Genomic DNA, 15,890 nt, shown 5'->3' on the forward strand with positions numbered 1-15,890 from the left:
CCTATCGATGAAACGATAATTCATCGTACAAATGAAATTTCGAAGGCGGCGCTCATGGTACACGAAAAGAAGCATGCGGATTTCATCATACGTCCACTGCAGCGCAGCGAAGTGACTGACATCTGGCAAATCGATCGCAGCGAGATCATCGAGGAAATGTATCGCCTCGAAGGAGAGCAACTCCTGCTGGAGCCGCAATTCTACGATGTGCAGGGCTGGCCGGAGGGCGAAGCGGAAATCTACACACATATCCTGCTCGACTGTTACGACCATGGCGGCGTATTTCTTGGCGCCTATCTCGATGGCACCCTGGTGGCCGTCGCAGTTACGGATGTACGCCCTGTCGGTGCCTATCCCGAATTGTACCAGCTCGGCTTCATGCATGTGGGGAAGACAGTCCGGGGATTGGGACTTGCTGGTGAACTTTATCGTCGCAGCGTGGCCATTGCGAAGGAGGCCGGAGCAGAAGGTTTCTATATTTCTGCGACACCCACACGGCGGACCATCGATTTTTATGTGAAGCAAGGTGCAAAAGTCACCACGACGCCTGATCCATTGCTCTTCAAGCGCGAGCCGGAAGATATTCATCTCATCCATCGTTTCAACGCCCAAGCTTCTTGACGCGGAACAGAAACCACTATCATCGTCACTCATGCGAATTCTGCTCGTCGAAGACAATCTCACCCTCGCAAACTGGCTGGCAAAAAGCTTGCAGCAGTCGAACTACAGCGTCGATACTGTGCACGACGCGGCGGATGCGGAACAGGCGCTCGCCTTCACGGAGTATGATCTCGTGGTTCTCGACCTCGGATTGCCGGACAAAACCGGGCTCGACGTGCTGGAGCACATCCGCGGCAGAGGCAATGAGGTGCCTGTCATCATCCTGACGGCCAATGCAAGTCTTGACGGACGTATCCGCGGATTGGATGCCGGTGCTGACGATTATCTGGCAAAGCCGTTCGAACTCAGCGAACTTGAAGCGCGCATCCGTGCGCATCTTCGCCGGTCCAGTCAGCGGACAGCGCCTGTTGTGACCTGCGGCCTTTTGCGTTTCGACACCAACACCCGGCTGTTTTCACTCGGAGACGATCCACTGTCACTTGCACCCAAAGAACATGCAGTTCTGGAACAGCTTCTGCGGCGCATCGGAACCACCGTCAGCAAGACAACACTTGTTCAAGGTATTTACGATTTCGACAGCGAGACTGATGAGAACGCCATCGAGATTTACATTCATCGTCTGCGCAAAAAGCTGGAGGGCAGCAAAGCCGAGATCGTAACCTTGCGCGGCCTGGGCTATCTGCTGCGTGAGGCGAGTTGAGATGAAACGGCTGTTCACTCGCCTCTCCCAAAGCCTGCGTGCACAGCTCGTTTCCTGGATCGTGATTCCGCTGATTGTCGTGGCCGGGATCAACCTTTGGACCGCATGGCGTGCGTCGGAAAATATGGCCGGGATCGTGTCAGACAGAATGCTGACAGCGTCAGCACGCGCCATTGGCGAAGCGACTGCTGCCTCGCATAATGCCATCGATGCTGTCATTCCGCCGGTAGCGCTGGAGATGTTTTCGACGGGAAATGGCGACCGGGTCTATTATCGGGTCGAAACTTCTGACGGACGCCTGCTTGCAGGGTTTCCCGACTTGCCGAAACCGGCTGAAATCGCGAATTACGACCCACTCCATTATGAGGGCAGCTATCGCGACCATCCCTTGCGTCTGGTTGTCTTGCGCCATCCCGTTGCAGCACCGTCCAACCTGCCACAAGCTGTCGACGTGGTCGTGGGTGTCACCCTTGCAGGATACACCGCCATGCAGCGGGAGCTTTGGCTGAACTCTGTGCTGGAACAATCGCTGCTCATCATCGTCGCGGGTGCCCTTTCGTTAATGGGCTTGCGCTTTGTATTGCGCCCGTTGATCCGGCTCCGCAACGAAGTTCGCAATCGCACATCCGAGCTGGAACCATTCGATCCACAGACAGTTCAGACCGAACTTCGACCGCTCGTCACAGCGCTGAACCAGTATATGGAACGCGTGCGCAAGCAGATGTCGGCGCAGCACCGTTTCATCCAGAATGCAGCACATCAGTTGCGCACGCCACTTGCTACACTATCAACGCAGGCCAGTTTCGCAGAACGGACAACCTGCGAAAGTGACCGCAAAGACGTTCTGGCAGGTATCAAGAATACCACCATGCAGCTGTCGCGGCTTGCTGGACAATTGCTGACGCTTTCGCGTGCCGAACCAGGCAGCAGGCGTCCTCGCGCTGACCGGGTTGATCTGGCGGAAGCGGGACAACAAATTCTGGAAAGCCTCTCGGGCAAGGCGTTCGACCGCAAGATCGATCTCGGGTTCGAGCTCAAAGCAACCAAAGCCATCATTTCTGGCGACGGCACCATGCTGCGAGAAATGATCGTCAATCTGGTGGACAACGCCCTTACCTACACGCCCGAAGGCGGCACAGTAACGCTTGTGATTGATCAGGATGGGCCCAAAATCGACATACGGGTCGAGGACAACGGACCCGGAATCCCCGCAAATGAATATGAACACGTTTTCGAGCGTTTCTATCGTGTTCCGGGCACTGTCGTGGATGGAAGCGGATTGGGCCTTGCCATCGTGCGCGAAGTTGCCGACACGGCGGGCGGCCATGTCGAGCTTTCCCAAACGAAAGGCGGCGGGCTTACGGTGACTGTCACCTTGCCCGCCGCCTGACTCGTTTGCATCTATCCGACTATCAGCTTCCCTGTTCGGAAAGCGCCTGTGGACGCCATTTCACCAGATGGTTTTCGACCAGTGTGATGATGTATTCCACGACGAGCGCCAGTACCGCCAGAATGACCATGGCCGCAAAGACGCCGTTGGCATTGAATGTGCCCTGCGCCGTGGAAATCATCAGTCCAACGCCTTTCTTGGCGCCGAGGAATTCACCGACGACCGCACCGACGAGCGCGAAACCGAAACTGACGTGAAGGCTTGCCAGAATCCAGCTCATGGCCGACGGCACGATGACGGTGCGCGTGATCTGCGAACGGGATGCACCCAATATCTGCGCATTGGCGATCAGCGCGCGGTCGGCTTCGCGCACGCCCTGAAACGCATTGGCGAACACGACGAAGAAAACCATGACGACGGCCAGCGCCACCTTGGATGCCATGCCGAGGCCAAGCGCGATGATGAAGATCGAGCCCAGCACGACACGCGGGATGGAATTGGCGATCTTGATGTAAATCGAGAACACATCGGCGAGGAACTTGTTGCGACCCAGCAGGATGCCGCAAATGACGCCGCCGACCGCACCGATAAGGAAACCAAGCGCGGTTTCCTCAAGCGTTACGATGATCTGCTCCGAAAGCGGTCCCTGTGACGTGCCTTCCGTGACCCAGATCCATATCTGGTCGGCAATGCCGGAGGGGCTCGCAAAGAAGAATGGATCGATCAGGCCGGTCCGTGCGCCGAGTTCCCAACCGCCCAGAACGGCGACCAGAATGGCGAGGCGTACAAGAATAACGACCGCTCGGCGGCGGCGCATATCGGCACGAAATTTCGCTTCGGTGCGGGCAAGTTCGTCGGCACTTGCATTGACCTGCAAGCTTGGTGACGCGGAGAGAGCTTGTGTTGTCATATCATTTTCTCCGATTAGTTTCCGTTTGCCAGCGCGCGCTTCTGGCCGATCTGCACTTCCTCGCGCAAATCGTCCCAGATGACCTTGGCGATATCCACAAACTGGCTGTCGTAGCGGATGTCTTCCATGACGCGCGGGCGCGGGATGTCGATATCGTAGACACTCTTGACCGTGGCTGGACCGGCGGTCAGCACATAGACTTTATCGGCCAGCGCAATCGCTTCTTCGAGATCGTGCGTGACGAAGATGACGGACGCGCCAGATTGTTGCCAGAGATCGAGCAATTCACCCTGCATCAGCGTGCGCGTCTGTACGTCAAGCGCACTGAACGGTTCGTCCATGAGCAGGATTTTCGGTTCGTTGATGAAGGTCTGTGCCAGCGCCACGCGCTTGCGCATGCCGCCAGACAATTGGTGCGGATAGTGCTTTTCAAAACGGGCCAGACCAACACGGGCGATCCAGCTACGCGCTTTCTCATAGGCTTCTTCCTTGCCCATACCGCGATAACGCGGACCGGCACTCACATTGTCGATGACATTAAGCCACGGAAAAAGCGCATCGGCCTGAAACACGAAGCCGATATCAGGGCTGATACCTTCGATAGGCTTGCCCATCAGGCGGACTTCGCCGGCACTTGGCTTGGCGAGACCGGTTACGAGATTAAGCGTCGTTGACTTGCCGCAGCCGGTCGGACCGACAACACAGGCAAACTCGCCCTGTGCAACATTCATGGTGAAGTCGCGCAATGCGGTCATCATCTTGCCGTCGGGGGTGACGAAACGGCGAGTTACATTGTTGAGCGCGATTGCAGTAGCTTTCTCACGCGCAATGGTTCTGGGGGCTTCCATCAGCATGGGTTCCTCGCGGGTATGCGGCACCGCTCGCGCGCGATAGTTTCGTTATCAAAGATCTCCGAGCGCAAAACCGTCTTACACGTTTGCTGGAAATGCTCTGTCGCGCGCCTGCAATGCGGTTGAATCTTTGGAGGACAGCGGGACTGACGTTCATGTTTGAACGCCAGTCGAAGGCTGTTTATTTCGCAGCGTCAAGCGTTGCGTTGGCCTTGTCCACGAACTCGGTCGTGAAGGTCTTCGAAAGATCGACCTGCTTCTCCTGAAGCGGCTTCTTGAAGGTTGCGAGAACCTTGAGAACGGTTTCAGGTCCATCCTTCGGCATCCGGCCGTCCGGCGTGTACTGCGCCTTGCCCTCGGCAAGTCCCTTTACGTAAAGGTCCTTGTCACCGACGTAATAATCCTTGGGCATCTGGTCGGCGATTTCTTCGCCACTGTGCGAAGCGATGTAACGCATGGTCTTGACCAGAGCATTGGCAAGCTTCTGCGCGTCTTCCTTGTGCGTCTCAAGCCATGCGCTTTGCACATAGAACGACGCAGCCGGGTAAGGTCCACCAAGCGCTTCGATGGTTTTGTCGGGCGTGCGCATATCGACCAGCACCTTGGCATCGCCGCTCTTCAGCATATTGGCGACGGTCGGTTCCGTGGTCATGCCTGCCTGAACGGCATCCTGCTTGAAGGCGGCAATGAAAGTATTGCCCGCTCCGACAGGAAGCAGCGTGTAGTCGCCCTGCTTGAGGCCATTGCGCATGGCAAGGTATTGAGTCAGGAAGTCCGTCGAGGAGCCGAGCCCGGTGACGCCAAGCGTATGCCCCTTGAAATCGCCCGGCGACTTGATCTGGTCGGCATATTTGCTGGAAACGAGTTCCACTTCACCCGGAGCCTGACTGAACTGGACGATGGACTGAATAAACTTGCCCTTCGACTGCAGGTCGATCGTGTGATCGTAAAAGCCGACCACAGCCTGAGCCGCACCGGCCAAAAGTTCGTTTTCAGCATCCACGCCGGCGCGGCTGTTGATCAGCTCGACATCAAGGCCTTCATCCTTGAAGTAACCCAGCTTTTCCGTCAGCACTGCCGGAAGGTAAATCTGCTTTTCCATACCGCCGACAATCACTGTCAGCTTTTCGGCATGGGCAACGCCTGCACCAAGTACCATTGCGCCGCCAATGAAGGCCGCGCCAAATAGATGGCGGCATGAATCGATAGAGATTTTCATCTACGCTCCTCCGAGAGCTCCTGTTGGCCCGGCAATGCCAGACCCCTCCTGATATGCAGCCGATTCCTCAATCGGTTTTGAATGGTTAGCGCAGGCAAGCTTTCAACCAGCTTTCAACAAACTCGCGGCGAGATTTCGAACGCCGTAAACCGGTAGCCAGAGATTATCGCTATTTATATTCGGAAGAACCGGATCACCAAGAACACTATCGTGATGCGTCTGATATCGCTGTCATAAAACGATCTGTTGCTTTCCCTCTGAATTAGAGGTTCAATCAATCAAACGGGGAGGCGTCCATGCCATTTCGCGGCAACAAATATCAGGGAACATATGCGCCAAACGATCTCCAAGTGCTGCAGATTGCCTATAATCGCTGCTGCGCACTGCTTGATCGATGTTCAACGACGCACGAAAGCAAAGAAGCGCTTGCACGCGCAATTATAAGAACATTTGAATCCGGTGAACAAAATCCGGACAAGATCGCTGAAATAGTAGCCAAACTGGAACTTGATCGCGTTTAACGGCATTGGTTGGAAAAGAGTCTGCTTACGATCCCTCAGCAAATTTTAACTCTCTAATGCTTTCGGTTTTGCAACTGATTGAATATTTTACATAAACTAAATAATTCTGGATTATAATGCTTTGCAATCAGCTATGTTTTAGTATAGCGGGTCGCAAGAATTTTCAGGCTTTCAGATCGGATTATCTGTCTGTCGCCATCTGCGGAATGCATAAAATGCCATTTTCGAGAGATTACTACTTCGGGCGTTTCAAGCCCATTGAGTTGGAGGAGCTGCAAGCGGCTTATGTCAAGTCGTGTGAAGCGATGGCTCGTTGTCCAATCACTTCTCCCCAGAAAGACGAAATGGCGCGCGAAATCATCCAGATTTATGAATGCGGCGTCATGGATGCCGAGAAGATCGCCGAACTCATGGTGCAGATCGAAGCGGTCAAACCACGTCCGTTGAGCGAACAGATGCTCGACCGTGTGACGACGATCCAGCCCAAGATTGCCTGAGCAAAATTACTTCATGAAAAACACCCGGATGCAAAATCGCATCCGGGTGTTTGTTTGTTCAGCGCTGAGCCACCGGGCGGACAAGCGGAGTCACACGGCGGATCGTGACACGACGATTTTCCTGTTCAGCTGCTTGCGTGCGAATTTTCAGGAAGCGTTCGCCATAGCCTTGCGTGACAAGGTTTTCTGGTGGAATTTCATAGACTTCCGTCAAAAGGCTTGCAACTGATTCAGCACGTTTATCGGACAGGACGAGATTTGAACGGTCCGATCCAACCGCATCCGTATGCCCTTCAATGAAGAAGGTTTCGCCCGGATCCTTTGCCAGTACCTTCTGCATGGCGGTTGCAACCTTGCGTAGCGTCTTCGCCTGCGAAAGCGAAATCTCGGCGCTGCCCGTCGCGAAGTGGATTGTATCCAGATCGATACGACGCACCTTGTCGCGCAGGCGGGCTGAATGACGAACCTCGTCGATCGTATAGACACGCTCCACACGTTCTACCGGAGGCATGGCAAGGAAGTCATAGAAATCGCGATCCGGATCGTCCGCGACGTCGATGATGTAATCTCTTACCGGAATGGTCAGACGCATCGGCGGCAGTTCGTAACCAACATCGATAATCGAAGCGCGCGGATTGTCGTCATATTCCGGCGCATATATCATCAGATATTCATTGCCGTCCCGGTCGATACGGGAACGCTGAAGAATATCGCCGTAGCGATCATAGACTGTGACGATCTGGTTGCCACCCGGGCGGACAATGGTTTCACGGGTGCGCCCGCGCGGCAGTTCATCGTAATAGGTTTCCTCGGCATCACGGCGCAACCTTGGGCGATCATCGCCGCGAACGAAGATACGGTCGCCCACGTCCAGAATGACACGATTATCCACCTCCTCGATCACTTTGACGTTGGTGACATTGTTGGTCACGTTATTGACCGTCGTATTATTGATGACCGTATTGTTCACCACCGTGTTGTTGATGATATTGGTGGTTTCCGGCACGGCAAAAACCGGCGCTTCCTTGATACGGGTGCCCTCTTCCTTGAGATTGGCTTCGATCTTCTGCGGCAGCGCTGCCTTCACTTCCTCTGGAATCGCAACCTGTGCCGCCGCATCATTTACGGGCGGTGGTGCACTTTCCTCAGCGGAACGTTGCTGTTCGCGCTGCTTGCGACGCTCTTCACGCGACTGGCTTCCGCCGGAATTGTCGGCGTCCTTGTCGCTGTCGAGAATGGCAGCGCCATTTTCGACTGGCAAGACAACCGTATCGTCCGTCTTCGCAGGGTCTTTCGCAATCTCCTGCTTTTCCTCGGTCGAACGCTGATCGACTATCTCTGGCGCTGGCTCCGAAGACGGTTTTTGCTGGTCTTCGGTTGATTGCGGCTGTTCGACCGGCTGTGCAGGCTGAGCCTCATTCTGTGGCTCTTCCTTTGCTTTCGGTTCTTGCGGTTGAGCTTCTTCGGGATGCTCAACAGCGGATTCTTCCGCTGGTTCTTTCTGAGGAGGCGAGACCGGAGATGCGTCTGCCGGTTGTTCGGCTGGCTTTTCCGGTTCCTGCGCCGGAGCTTCCTTGGCAGGTTGCTCGGCCTGCTTGGCCGGTTCTTTCGCCGCCGGCTGCTCAGGTTTCGCTTGCGGTTCCTGTGCAGGCTCTTCCTTCACCGGCTTTTCAGCGGGAGCGGTCTGTTCCTGCGTCTCATTGGCCTTGCGAGCCGCCTCTTCATCAGCCTTCTTCTGTTCTTCAGCGCGACGCTGAGCTTCCTCTTCGGCGGCCTTCTGCTGCTGTTCGCTCTGACGCTGTGCCTCTTCGTCAGCCTTTTTCTGTTCGGCAGCCTGCCTGGCCTGCTCTTCGGCCTGTTTCTGCGCTTCGCGCTCGGCTGCCTTTTGTTGTTCCTCGGCTTGCTTCTGTACTTCGCGCTCGGCGGCTTTTTGCTGCTCTTCAGCCTGGCGTTGCGCCTCTGCCTCCGCAGCGCGCTTCTGTTCCTCCGCTTGACGCTGGGCTTCCTCTTGAGCAGCCTTCTGCTGCTCTTCGGCCTGACGACGATTTTCTTCCTCGGCAGCGCGCTGTTGTTCCTCAGCCCGACGCGCTTCTTCTTCCGCTGCCTTTTGCTGTTCTTCAGCCTCGCGCTGTTGCTGCTGCAACTGCTCGTCGGATGGCTGGTCTCCGTTCTCCTGTGCCAGCAGGATTGGAGCCATCAATGAATCCGCCAGTACGGGTTGCGCTAGAATGGAGGCCGACAGAACCGGCACGGCAACAGTGGCAAGAAGCTTCGAACGAATAGACATAAATCCTTCTCCTTCTGGAAGGCAGAATTGATATGCGTCTCATCCACAGAATCGCGGGCAAAAACGCCGTAGAACCGCCAGCGATATCCATCGAATTGGGACAAATTCCGGCAACTTCACAAATCCGTTATCGTAATCCACATGAACGCAGCCTGAACCCAAGCGTTCCAAAACTACGAGATTTGCCGCATTCTTTTGGCCAGAAGCTCGATGCCTTCCGCAATCCGATTAATCGGAATGGAAGAATAAGCGATGCGAAAATAGCGGCATGGCCTGTCATCGCTCCAGAAGAAAGGGGACCCCGACTCGATCAGCACGCCATCCTCGCGCAGATCACGTGCGAGTTTGTCGGCATCCATGCCCTCCGGTCCTTCGATCCAGAATGCCGTACCGCCAAAGGCCGATTTACCAGCGATTTTCAATCCTTCGCGATTAAGGGCCTCGATCATGACAATATGGCGCTTGTGATATTCAATCCGCATACGATGAATAACCGCATCGTAGTGACCAAGAGCCAGAAAATAGGCCGCTGTTCGCTGCAAATGTCCGGGCGGATGACGAAGCATGAGCGCGCGTAGCGCCCTCGCCTCACGGATGACAGGTGCCGGAGCAACCAAGTAGCCAAGCCGAAGCCCCGGAAACAGCGACTTTGAAAAACTGCCCACATAGAGAACGCGGCCATACTGGTCGAGCGACTTTAACGCTGGCGTCGGCGGCTGCAAAAAGCTCATCTCGAATTCGTAATCATCCTCGACAATGACGAAATCGCGCTCGGCTGCAGCCTCCAGAAGTGCGATACGCCGCGCACGTGGCATAGTGGCAGCCGTGGGTGACTGGTGGCTCGGCGTGACGAAGACCGCGTCGATCTCATCTGGCAGCAACTCGGGTGGCAAGCCGCCTTCATCGACGTCAAGCGCCGTTACATTGGCCCCTGTCAGATGGAGCGTAGCGCTGATATCGGGATGTCCGGGATTTTCGCACACGACATGCGAGCGCCGTGTCAAAAGCAGATGACTGATGATCCAGAGCGCGTTCTGCGCGCCAACGGTAACAAGTATCTCGTCTGGCTCCGCGTGTATTCCGCGGCTAGGCAGCGTGCGCGAACGGATATAATTGACAAGTTCCACATCATCGGCAGCGGCGAAATCACCCGCCATAAGGATAAAGTCTTCTCTGGCCAGCGCGCGCCGTGCGCAATCGCGCCATGCGGCGAGATCAAACAAGGTCTGATCCATCTGGCCATAGAGAAAGGGGTAGCGATACTTCCGCCAATCCAGAGGCTTGCGAATGGTCTTGGCAATGTTGAAGCCGAGACGCAACTTGGATGACCAATCGACGGCGGTGTCAGGCGCTTGCAAAAAATCCTTGTCTGGACGGCTGATGGGCGGCGCTGCAGCCACGTGATAGGCACTGCGGGAATGCACTTCCAGATAACCTTGGGACACAAGCTCCTGATAGGCCAGCGTTACCGTGAGGCGCGAGACTTTCAGATAATCCGCCAGCCGCCGCGTGGAGGGCATGCGGGCACCGGGCAAAACAGCGCCGGAAAGAATGGCTGATACCGTTGTTTCCCGGATTTGCGACTGCAATCCGGTATTTCTGCTGCCATCTATGAAGAAGATCGTCGGCGAGATGGCATCCAAAACGCTGCTCCATTAGTGAATCTGCGATTACACCCAAGTTCGCGTCAGTTTTTCCGCTTCGTGCTCTACTTAGCAATAGCGTTTCTTCTTTCTGTTTCTCCTCGTGGAATAATTTCGACGGTAAAGTGAGCACGAACCCCAATTCCCGGGTAGCGCCATCTTTAATGCCAAACTGGACTTATTGACTATTCCAACTGGATATAAGGCAAATTTCATGAGATGGCTATCGTTTGTAACTGGAACTGCAGATTGGCGAAAAACGTCAACAGTCGTGACCAAGTCAGGCATGGTTCTTAAATGGAAGGGGAACTCCATGAACTATTTCAATAGCATAAAACGGGTGGTGTTATTTTCGGCCGTAGCAGCGCTTTCAACGTCTGCGGCCTATGCCGAAACCACGGTCGTGGTCGGTTATCAGCAGATCGTCGGGCCGTTTCTGACCGCAATCGCTAACGGAAAATTCGATGCGGCAGCCAAGGAAGCCGGATACAAGATTGACTGGCGCCAGTTCGCATCGGGTGGCGATATTTCGACGGCACTTGCTTCCGGCAACGTGCCGATAGGCGTTATCGGTTCAACGGGCATCGCAGCAGCCGCCACACGCGGTGTTGACCTTCAACTCTTCTGGATTCTCGATAATATCGGCAAATCGGAAGCACTGGTAGCGCGCGAAGGTTCGGGCATAGAGAAGCCGGAAGACCTCAAGGGCAAGAAGGTCGGCGTGCCTTTTGTCTCGACCTCGCATTTCCATCTCCTTGTCGGCATGAGCGACATCTGGAAGATCAATCCGCGCGACGCGGAAATACTCAACATGACACCGCCGCAGATCGTTGCCGCCTGGCAGCGCGGCGATATCGACGCAGCCTATGTCTGGCCTCCTGCTCTTTCCGAAATCCTCAAGACCGGCAAGGAAATTGCCAATTCCGAAGAAATCGGCGCGAAAAGCGTCCCGACTTTCGACGGCCTTGTGGTGGATAAGAGCTTCGCCAGCGAAAACCCCAAATTCATGACCGCCTTCACCACGGTGCTGAAGGATGCCTATGCCGACTACAAGGCCAATGGCGGCCAGTGGACAGCAGACTCCGAACAGGTCAAAGGCATGGTCAAGCTGATCGGTGGCAATGCCGCTGACATACCGGGCGCACTCGCGCTGTTGTCCTTCCCCACAGTGGAAGAACAAGCCTCCCCGACATGGCTCGGCGGTGGCAAGGACAGCGGAGCGCTCAAATCCGTCACCCAGAGTGCAAAATTTCTTGTCGACCAAAAACAGCTCGACCAAGCTCTGGATGACTATAGCGGCAACGTGAATGGCAGTTTTGCCGAAGCCGCAGCGAAGTAATTACGTAAAGTAATTCAAGCGCCTCCGCCAGCGGCATGCCTTCGGGCAAGCCGCTGAACCGAGACGGTTCCTGCAATGTTGTGTGTGCCTTCTGGCTTTTGCCGGAACCGCTTCTTCGTTCCCGAAAGGTGACGTAATGGAAACCTTGAACGTATCGAATGTCAGTCTGACCTATCCCGGTCTTTATGTGGAAGAAGCCGTGATTGCGCTGAAGGGCGTTAATTTGCGGATCGACAGCGGGGATTTCGTGGTGGCGCTTGGTGCGTCCGGCTGCGGCAAGACCACGCTTCTCAATCTGATGGCAGGGTTCATGATCCCGTCATCCGGCGAAATCACGTTGGGCGGAAGGCAAGTGCGTGGTCCCGGCGCCGACCGGGGTGTCGTGTTCCAGAAACATGCTCTGCTTCCCTGGCTCAATGTCGTTGACAACACCGAGTTTGGCCTGAAGCTTCAAGGTGTACCGAAGGCAGAACGCCGGGCGCGTGCCACGAAAAATCTGGCGCTGGTCGGCCTGCAGGATTTCCACAATCACAAGATTTACCAGCTTTCCGGCGGTATGCAGCAGCGTGTCGGCATTGCTCGCGCACTGACCTGCGACCCGGCGATGCTGCTTATGGACGAGCCCATGGCAGCGCTTGATGCCCTCACCCGCGAAACAATCCAGGAATTGCTTTTGCGGGTATGGCAAGTGACCAACAAAATGTTCTTCTTCATCACTCACAGCGTCGAAGAGGCCTTGTTCCTCGGTTCGCGGCTGATCGTCATGTCGCCGCGCCCCGGACGGATCACCCATACCTATGATCTGGATTTCAACCGACGCTTTCTGGAATGCGGTGACGCGCGCGCCGTCAAGTCCAGTCCCGACTTCATCAAGATGCGTGAGACAATTCTGGGGATTATCTATGGCGATGAACGTGCATCAGGAAACCCGGAACTGGTCCATGCTTGAGTTCGTAACTCGGGCAAGACCAGTCAAACCCGGTAAAATCTATGGCGCCCCCGGCGACGGCAATAGCGGCTTCATCAGCCTTGTAACCGCACTGATTTTGCTGGGGCTCTGGTTTCTCGTAACGGGAATGGGCTGGGTCAAACCGCTGTTTCTCCCCTCTCCCTTCGCTGTCTATGGCAAGTTCATGGTTGCCATGACAGACGGCGTGGCAAACTCCACTCTGGCCGAACATACGCTCGCCAGCCTTGGACGTGTATTGGGTGCCTTCGCGATTGCCTGCATCACGGCAATTCCCATCGGCATCATGATGGGTATGAGCAGCTTTGTTCGTGGCGTGCTGGACCCGATTATCGAGTTTTACCGACCACTGCCGCCGCTTGCCTACCTGCCGCTGATCATCATCTGGCTTGGTATTGGCGAGTTCCCGAAGGTGTTCCTCATCTTTCTCGCGATCTTTGCGCCAATGGCGATCGCAGCGAGAGCTGGCGTGCGCTCGGTCTCAACCGAACAGATCCATGCCGCCTATGCGATGGGCGCATCCCGGACGCAGGTAATAACGCAGGTCATCATGAAAGCGGCCATGCCGGAAATCTTCACCGGCATGCGCATCGGGATCGGTGTGGGCTGGACGACGCTGGTAGCGGCGGAAATGGTGGCGGCGCATCGCGGTCTTGGCTTCATGGTACTCAATGCAGCGCAGTTTTTGGCCAGCGACACCGTCATCATGGGCATCATCGTCATCGGTGTATTCGCTTTCGCCTTCGACCTTTTGATCCGTTACATGGAAAAGGTCCTCATCCCGTGGAAGGGTAAAGTCTGATGGCGCTACAACCGCTTTAACCAGCCCGACCGAAATCCAATTCGCAATATCAATCGCGCGGCAACTCTGCCGTGCCACAGGGAAGCTTTGCCCGAAATCAGGGCAGATTTCAGACGTATCAAGGAGCATTCGAATGTCCGCCGGACAACTCACAGAGAAGCATTTTTCCGACCTCTTCGACGCCTTTAATCGGCACGACATCGACGCGATCATGGCCTTCTTTGCCGACGATTGCGTGTTTTACACCATCGGTGGTGAGGAAGTTTACGGCACCCGTCTCGAAGGCAAGGATGCGATTGCCAAGGCTTTTTCCGGCGTCTGGGCCGCGATGCCCGACGTGAAATGGGACGGACACAGACATTTCGTGAGCGGCGACCGTGCCGTGTCGGAATGGACCTTTCGCGGAACGGATGCCAACGGCGCACGCGTCGAGGCAGAAGGCTGCGATCTCTTCACACAGCGCGACGGCAAGATCGTCCGCAAACAGGCATTCCGTAAGAACCGGCCATTGCTGAAGGCGTAAGCCCCAACATCGCCAGTCGGTGTTTTGGAGGACCGACATATGGATACCCACACTCTCAACAGTTTCTCGGCCACCCAGCCATTCGACCCCGCTTATGATCCGGTGGTTTCGAAGACGCCAGGACAAGGCCGCGACTATGCCCCGACTTACTGGATAGGCACTGCCGGACCGGCGCCGGAAGACGATGGCCCTATTCGCGGAGACGTCGATGCCGATGTCGTTATCGTCGGCTCAGGCTATACCGGTCTTTCGGCGGCAATCCATCTCGCTCGGGATCATGGCGTCAAGGCCGTGGTGCTGGAAGCAAATGGCGTCGCCTGGGGCTGCAGCACCCGCAATGGCGGTCAGGCGCAGATTTCAGCCGGCCGGCTCAAGCGTTCACAATGGATCGAGCGCTGGGGTGTGGACATCGCCCGGAAATTGCATAAGGAAATTGCCGAGGGTTTTGATCTCTTTCGTTCACTCATTGCCGAACCGGAAATTGATTGTGATCCGCAGGATGGCGGTCATCTCTACATCGCCCATCGCGACAAGGTCATTCCTTCGCTGGAAAAAGAATCCCGCCTGCTGAATGACGTATTCGGCTATCGGACGCGCATGGTCGGTCGCGACGAGATTCACCGCGATTTCATCCGGGATCAGGAAGCTCGCGGAGCTATGTATGAGCCAGACGGCATTGGCATTCACGCCGCGAAACTCGCCTTCGGCTATCTCCGGCTTGCACGCAAGCTGGGCGCAAAGGTGCATACCGCAAGCCCGGTTCTCAGCTGCCGCAAGAACGGCAATGTATTCCATCTCAACACGCCGAACGGTACGGTCACGGCGCGACAGGTTTGCTTCGCGACAGCGGGTTACACCTCACCCGGCCTCCATCCTCTCACCCGTTACCGGCTGATGCCGGTGCTGTCTAACTCTGTCGTGACACGCCCACTGACGCCCGATGAAATTGAAGCATGCGGCCCCAAGACCGGCATTCCGCTAACCGACACGCGCACGCTTCGTCACTATTATCGTTTTCTGCCCGACGGGCGGATGCAGATCGGCAGCCGCAGCGCCATTACCGGGGCTGATGCACCGAACCCTAAACATTACGATCTGCTGCTTTCGGGCCTTTACCGGAAGTTCCCGGCTCTGAAAGGCATCAAGATCGATTATTCCTGGTGGGGGTGGGTTGATGTCAGTCATGACATGATGCCCCGCATCTATCGTCCTGATCCGACGCAGGAAATCTACTATGCCATGGGCTACGGCGGCAACGGCGTGATGTATTCAGCGCAGGCCGGACGCCGGGTTGCCCAACTGATGACGGGTCGGGGACAGGAACTCGACCTGCCGATCTTCACCTCTGAATTGCCGAGTTACGGCATGCTGACGCCATTCAGGCGCATAGGCCAGCGCGCAATGTATCACTGGTATGCGCTGAAAGACGAAGTTCTCTGAATTCCAAGGAAAGGTACGCGCCATGAAAATGACGACGGAAGAAGCATTTGTTAAGGTCTTGCAGATGCATGGGATAGAACATGCATTCGGGATCATCGGCTCCGCGATGATGCCGGTATCGGATTTGTTTCCGAAGGCGGGCATTACCTTCTGGGATTGCGCCCATGAGACGAATGCGGC

The 15,890-nt window shown here is 55.8% G+C and carries 16 protein-coding genes; 11 read left to right on the forward strand and 5 right to left on the reverse strand.

The features are described 5' to 3' along the window. The first annotated feature begins 54 nt into the window (after positions 1-54). Genes CES86_RS26300 through CES86_RS26310 form a run of 3 tightly spaced genes read left to right on the forward strand, consistent with a single transcriptional unit; the run spans position 55 to position 2,711 of the window. Positions 55-621 (forward strand): GNAT family N-acetyltransferase, encoded by a 567-nt coding sequence (locus tag CES86_RS26300; RefSeq protein ID WP_094515838.1) that lies wholly within the window; start codon positions 55-57, stop codon positions 619-621. Between the two features lie 31 nt (positions 622-652). Next, complete coding sequence (locus CES86_RS26305) at positions 653-1,321, forward strand: response regulator (RefSeq protein WP_010658714.1); 669 nt, start codon at positions 653-655, stop codon at positions 1,319-1,321. Position 1,322: 1 nt separating this feature from the next. Continuing rightward, positions 1,323-2,711: a sensor histidine kinase gene (locus tag CES86_RS26310; protein WP_094515815.1), complete on the forward strand. Its 1,389-nt coding sequence runs from the start codon at positions 1,323-1,325 to the stop codon at positions 2,709-2,711. A gap of 22 nt (positions 2,712-2,733) precedes the next feature. Here the strand turns inward: CES86_RS26310 and CES86_RS26315 are convergent, their stop codons facing one another. From CES86_RS26315 to CES86_RS26325, 3 genes are all read right to left on the reverse strand, one after another. Then, positions 2,734-3,621 (reverse strand): ABC transporter permease, encoded by an 888-nt coding sequence (locus tag CES86_RS26315; protein ID WP_010658712.1) that lies wholly within the window; start codon positions 3,619-3,621, stop codon positions 2,734-2,736. A gap of 14 nt (positions 3,622-3,635) precedes the next feature. Further along, a complete protein-coding gene (locus tag CES86_RS26320) occupies positions 3,636-4,475 on the reverse strand; it encodes an ABC transporter ATP-binding protein (protein ID WP_010658711.1) in 840 nt (279 codons plus the stop codon). Between the two features lie 178 nt (positions 4,476-4,653). Beyond that, a complete protein-coding gene (locus CES86_RS26325) occupies positions 4,654-5,691 on the reverse strand; it encodes an ABC transporter substrate-binding protein (protein WP_029927513.1) in 1,038 nt (345 codons plus the stop codon). Between the two features lie 296 nt (positions 5,692-5,987). On the opposite strand from CES86_RS26325, the gene CES86_RS26330 reads away from it, so the two are divergent. Together CES86_RS26330 and CES86_RS26335 are read left to right on the forward strand one after the other, a co-directional pair. Continuing rightward, positions 5,988-6,212 carry a hypothetical protein gene (locus CES86_RS26330; RefSeq protein ID WP_010658709.1) on the forward strand — a complete coding sequence of 75 codons (225 nt, stop codon included), beginning with the start codon at positions 5,988-5,990 and terminating at the stop codon, positions 6,210-6,212. 215 nt (positions 6,213-6,427) lie between these two features. Beyond that, entirely contained in the window at positions 6,428-6,709 is a 282-nt protein-coding gene (locus CES86_RS26335; protein WP_010658708.1) for a hypothetical protein, read from the forward strand. Positions 6,710-6,767: 58 nt separating this feature from the next. Here the strand turns inward: CES86_RS26335 and CES86_RS26340 are convergent, their stop codons facing one another. Both CES86_RS26340 and pdxR read right to left on the reverse strand, forming a co-directional pair. Continuing rightward, on the reverse strand, positions 6,768-8,996 hold the full coding sequence (locus CES86_RS26340; protein ID WP_094515816.1) for an OmpA family protein: 2,229 nt from the start codon (positions 8,994-8,996) through the stop codon (positions 6,768-6,770). Between the two features lie 173 nt (positions 8,997-9,169). Further along, a complete protein-coding gene (gene pdxR, locus CES86_RS26345; protein WP_029927517.1) occupies positions 9,170-10,639 on the reverse strand; it encodes a MocR-like pyridoxine biosynthesis transcription factor PdxR in 1,470 nt (489 codons plus the stop codon). 313 nt (positions 10,640-10,952) lie between these two features. On the opposite strand from pdxR, the gene tauA reads away from it, so the two are divergent. The 6 genes from tauA to CES86_RS26375 all read left to right on the forward strand — a co-directional run. Next, entirely contained in the window at positions 10,953-11,978 is a 1,026-nt protein-coding gene (gene tauA / locus CES86_RS26350) for a taurine ABC transporter substrate-binding protein (protein WP_029927520.1), read from the forward strand. A 136-nt stretch (positions 11,979-12,114) separates the two neighbouring features. Further along, positions 12,115-12,927, forward strand: coding sequence for a taurine ABC transporter ATP-binding protein (locus CES86_RS26355; RefSeq protein ID WP_010658704.1), 813 nt, complete (start codon positions 12,115-12,117; stop codon positions 12,925-12,927). Next, a complete protein-coding gene (locus CES86_RS26360; protein WP_010658703.1) occupies positions 12,920-13,747 on the forward strand; it encodes an ABC transporter permease subunit in 828 nt (275 codons plus the stop codon). The genes CES86_RS26355 and CES86_RS26360 overlap by 8 nt, the downstream gene beginning before the upstream one ends. Positions 13,748-13,880: 133 nt before the next feature. Further along, the gene (locus CES86_RS26365; protein ID WP_012092921.1) at positions 13,881-14,270 is read left to right on the forward strand and encodes a nuclear transport factor 2 family protein; all 390 of its coding nucleotides are present in this window, start codon (positions 13,881-13,883) and stop codon (positions 14,268-14,270) included. A 39-nt stretch (positions 14,271-14,309) separates the two neighbouring features. After that, a complete protein-coding gene (locus tag CES86_RS26370) occupies positions 14,310-15,710 on the forward strand; it encodes an NAD(P)/FAD-dependent oxidoreductase (protein ID WP_094515817.1) in 1,401 nt (466 codons plus the stop codon). Positions 15,711-15,732: 22 nt separating this feature from the next. Beyond that, a partial coding sequence (locus tag CES86_RS26375; RefSeq protein ID WP_143851111.1) for a thiamine pyrophosphate-binding protein occupies positions 15,733-15,890 on the forward strand: 158 nt, incomplete at its 3' end.

Source organism: Brucella lupini (assembly GCF_002252535.1).
In the GTDB taxonomy this organism is placed as follows: Bacteria; Pseudomonadota; Alphaproteobacteria; order Rhizobiales; family Rhizobiaceae; genus Brucella; species Brucella anthropi.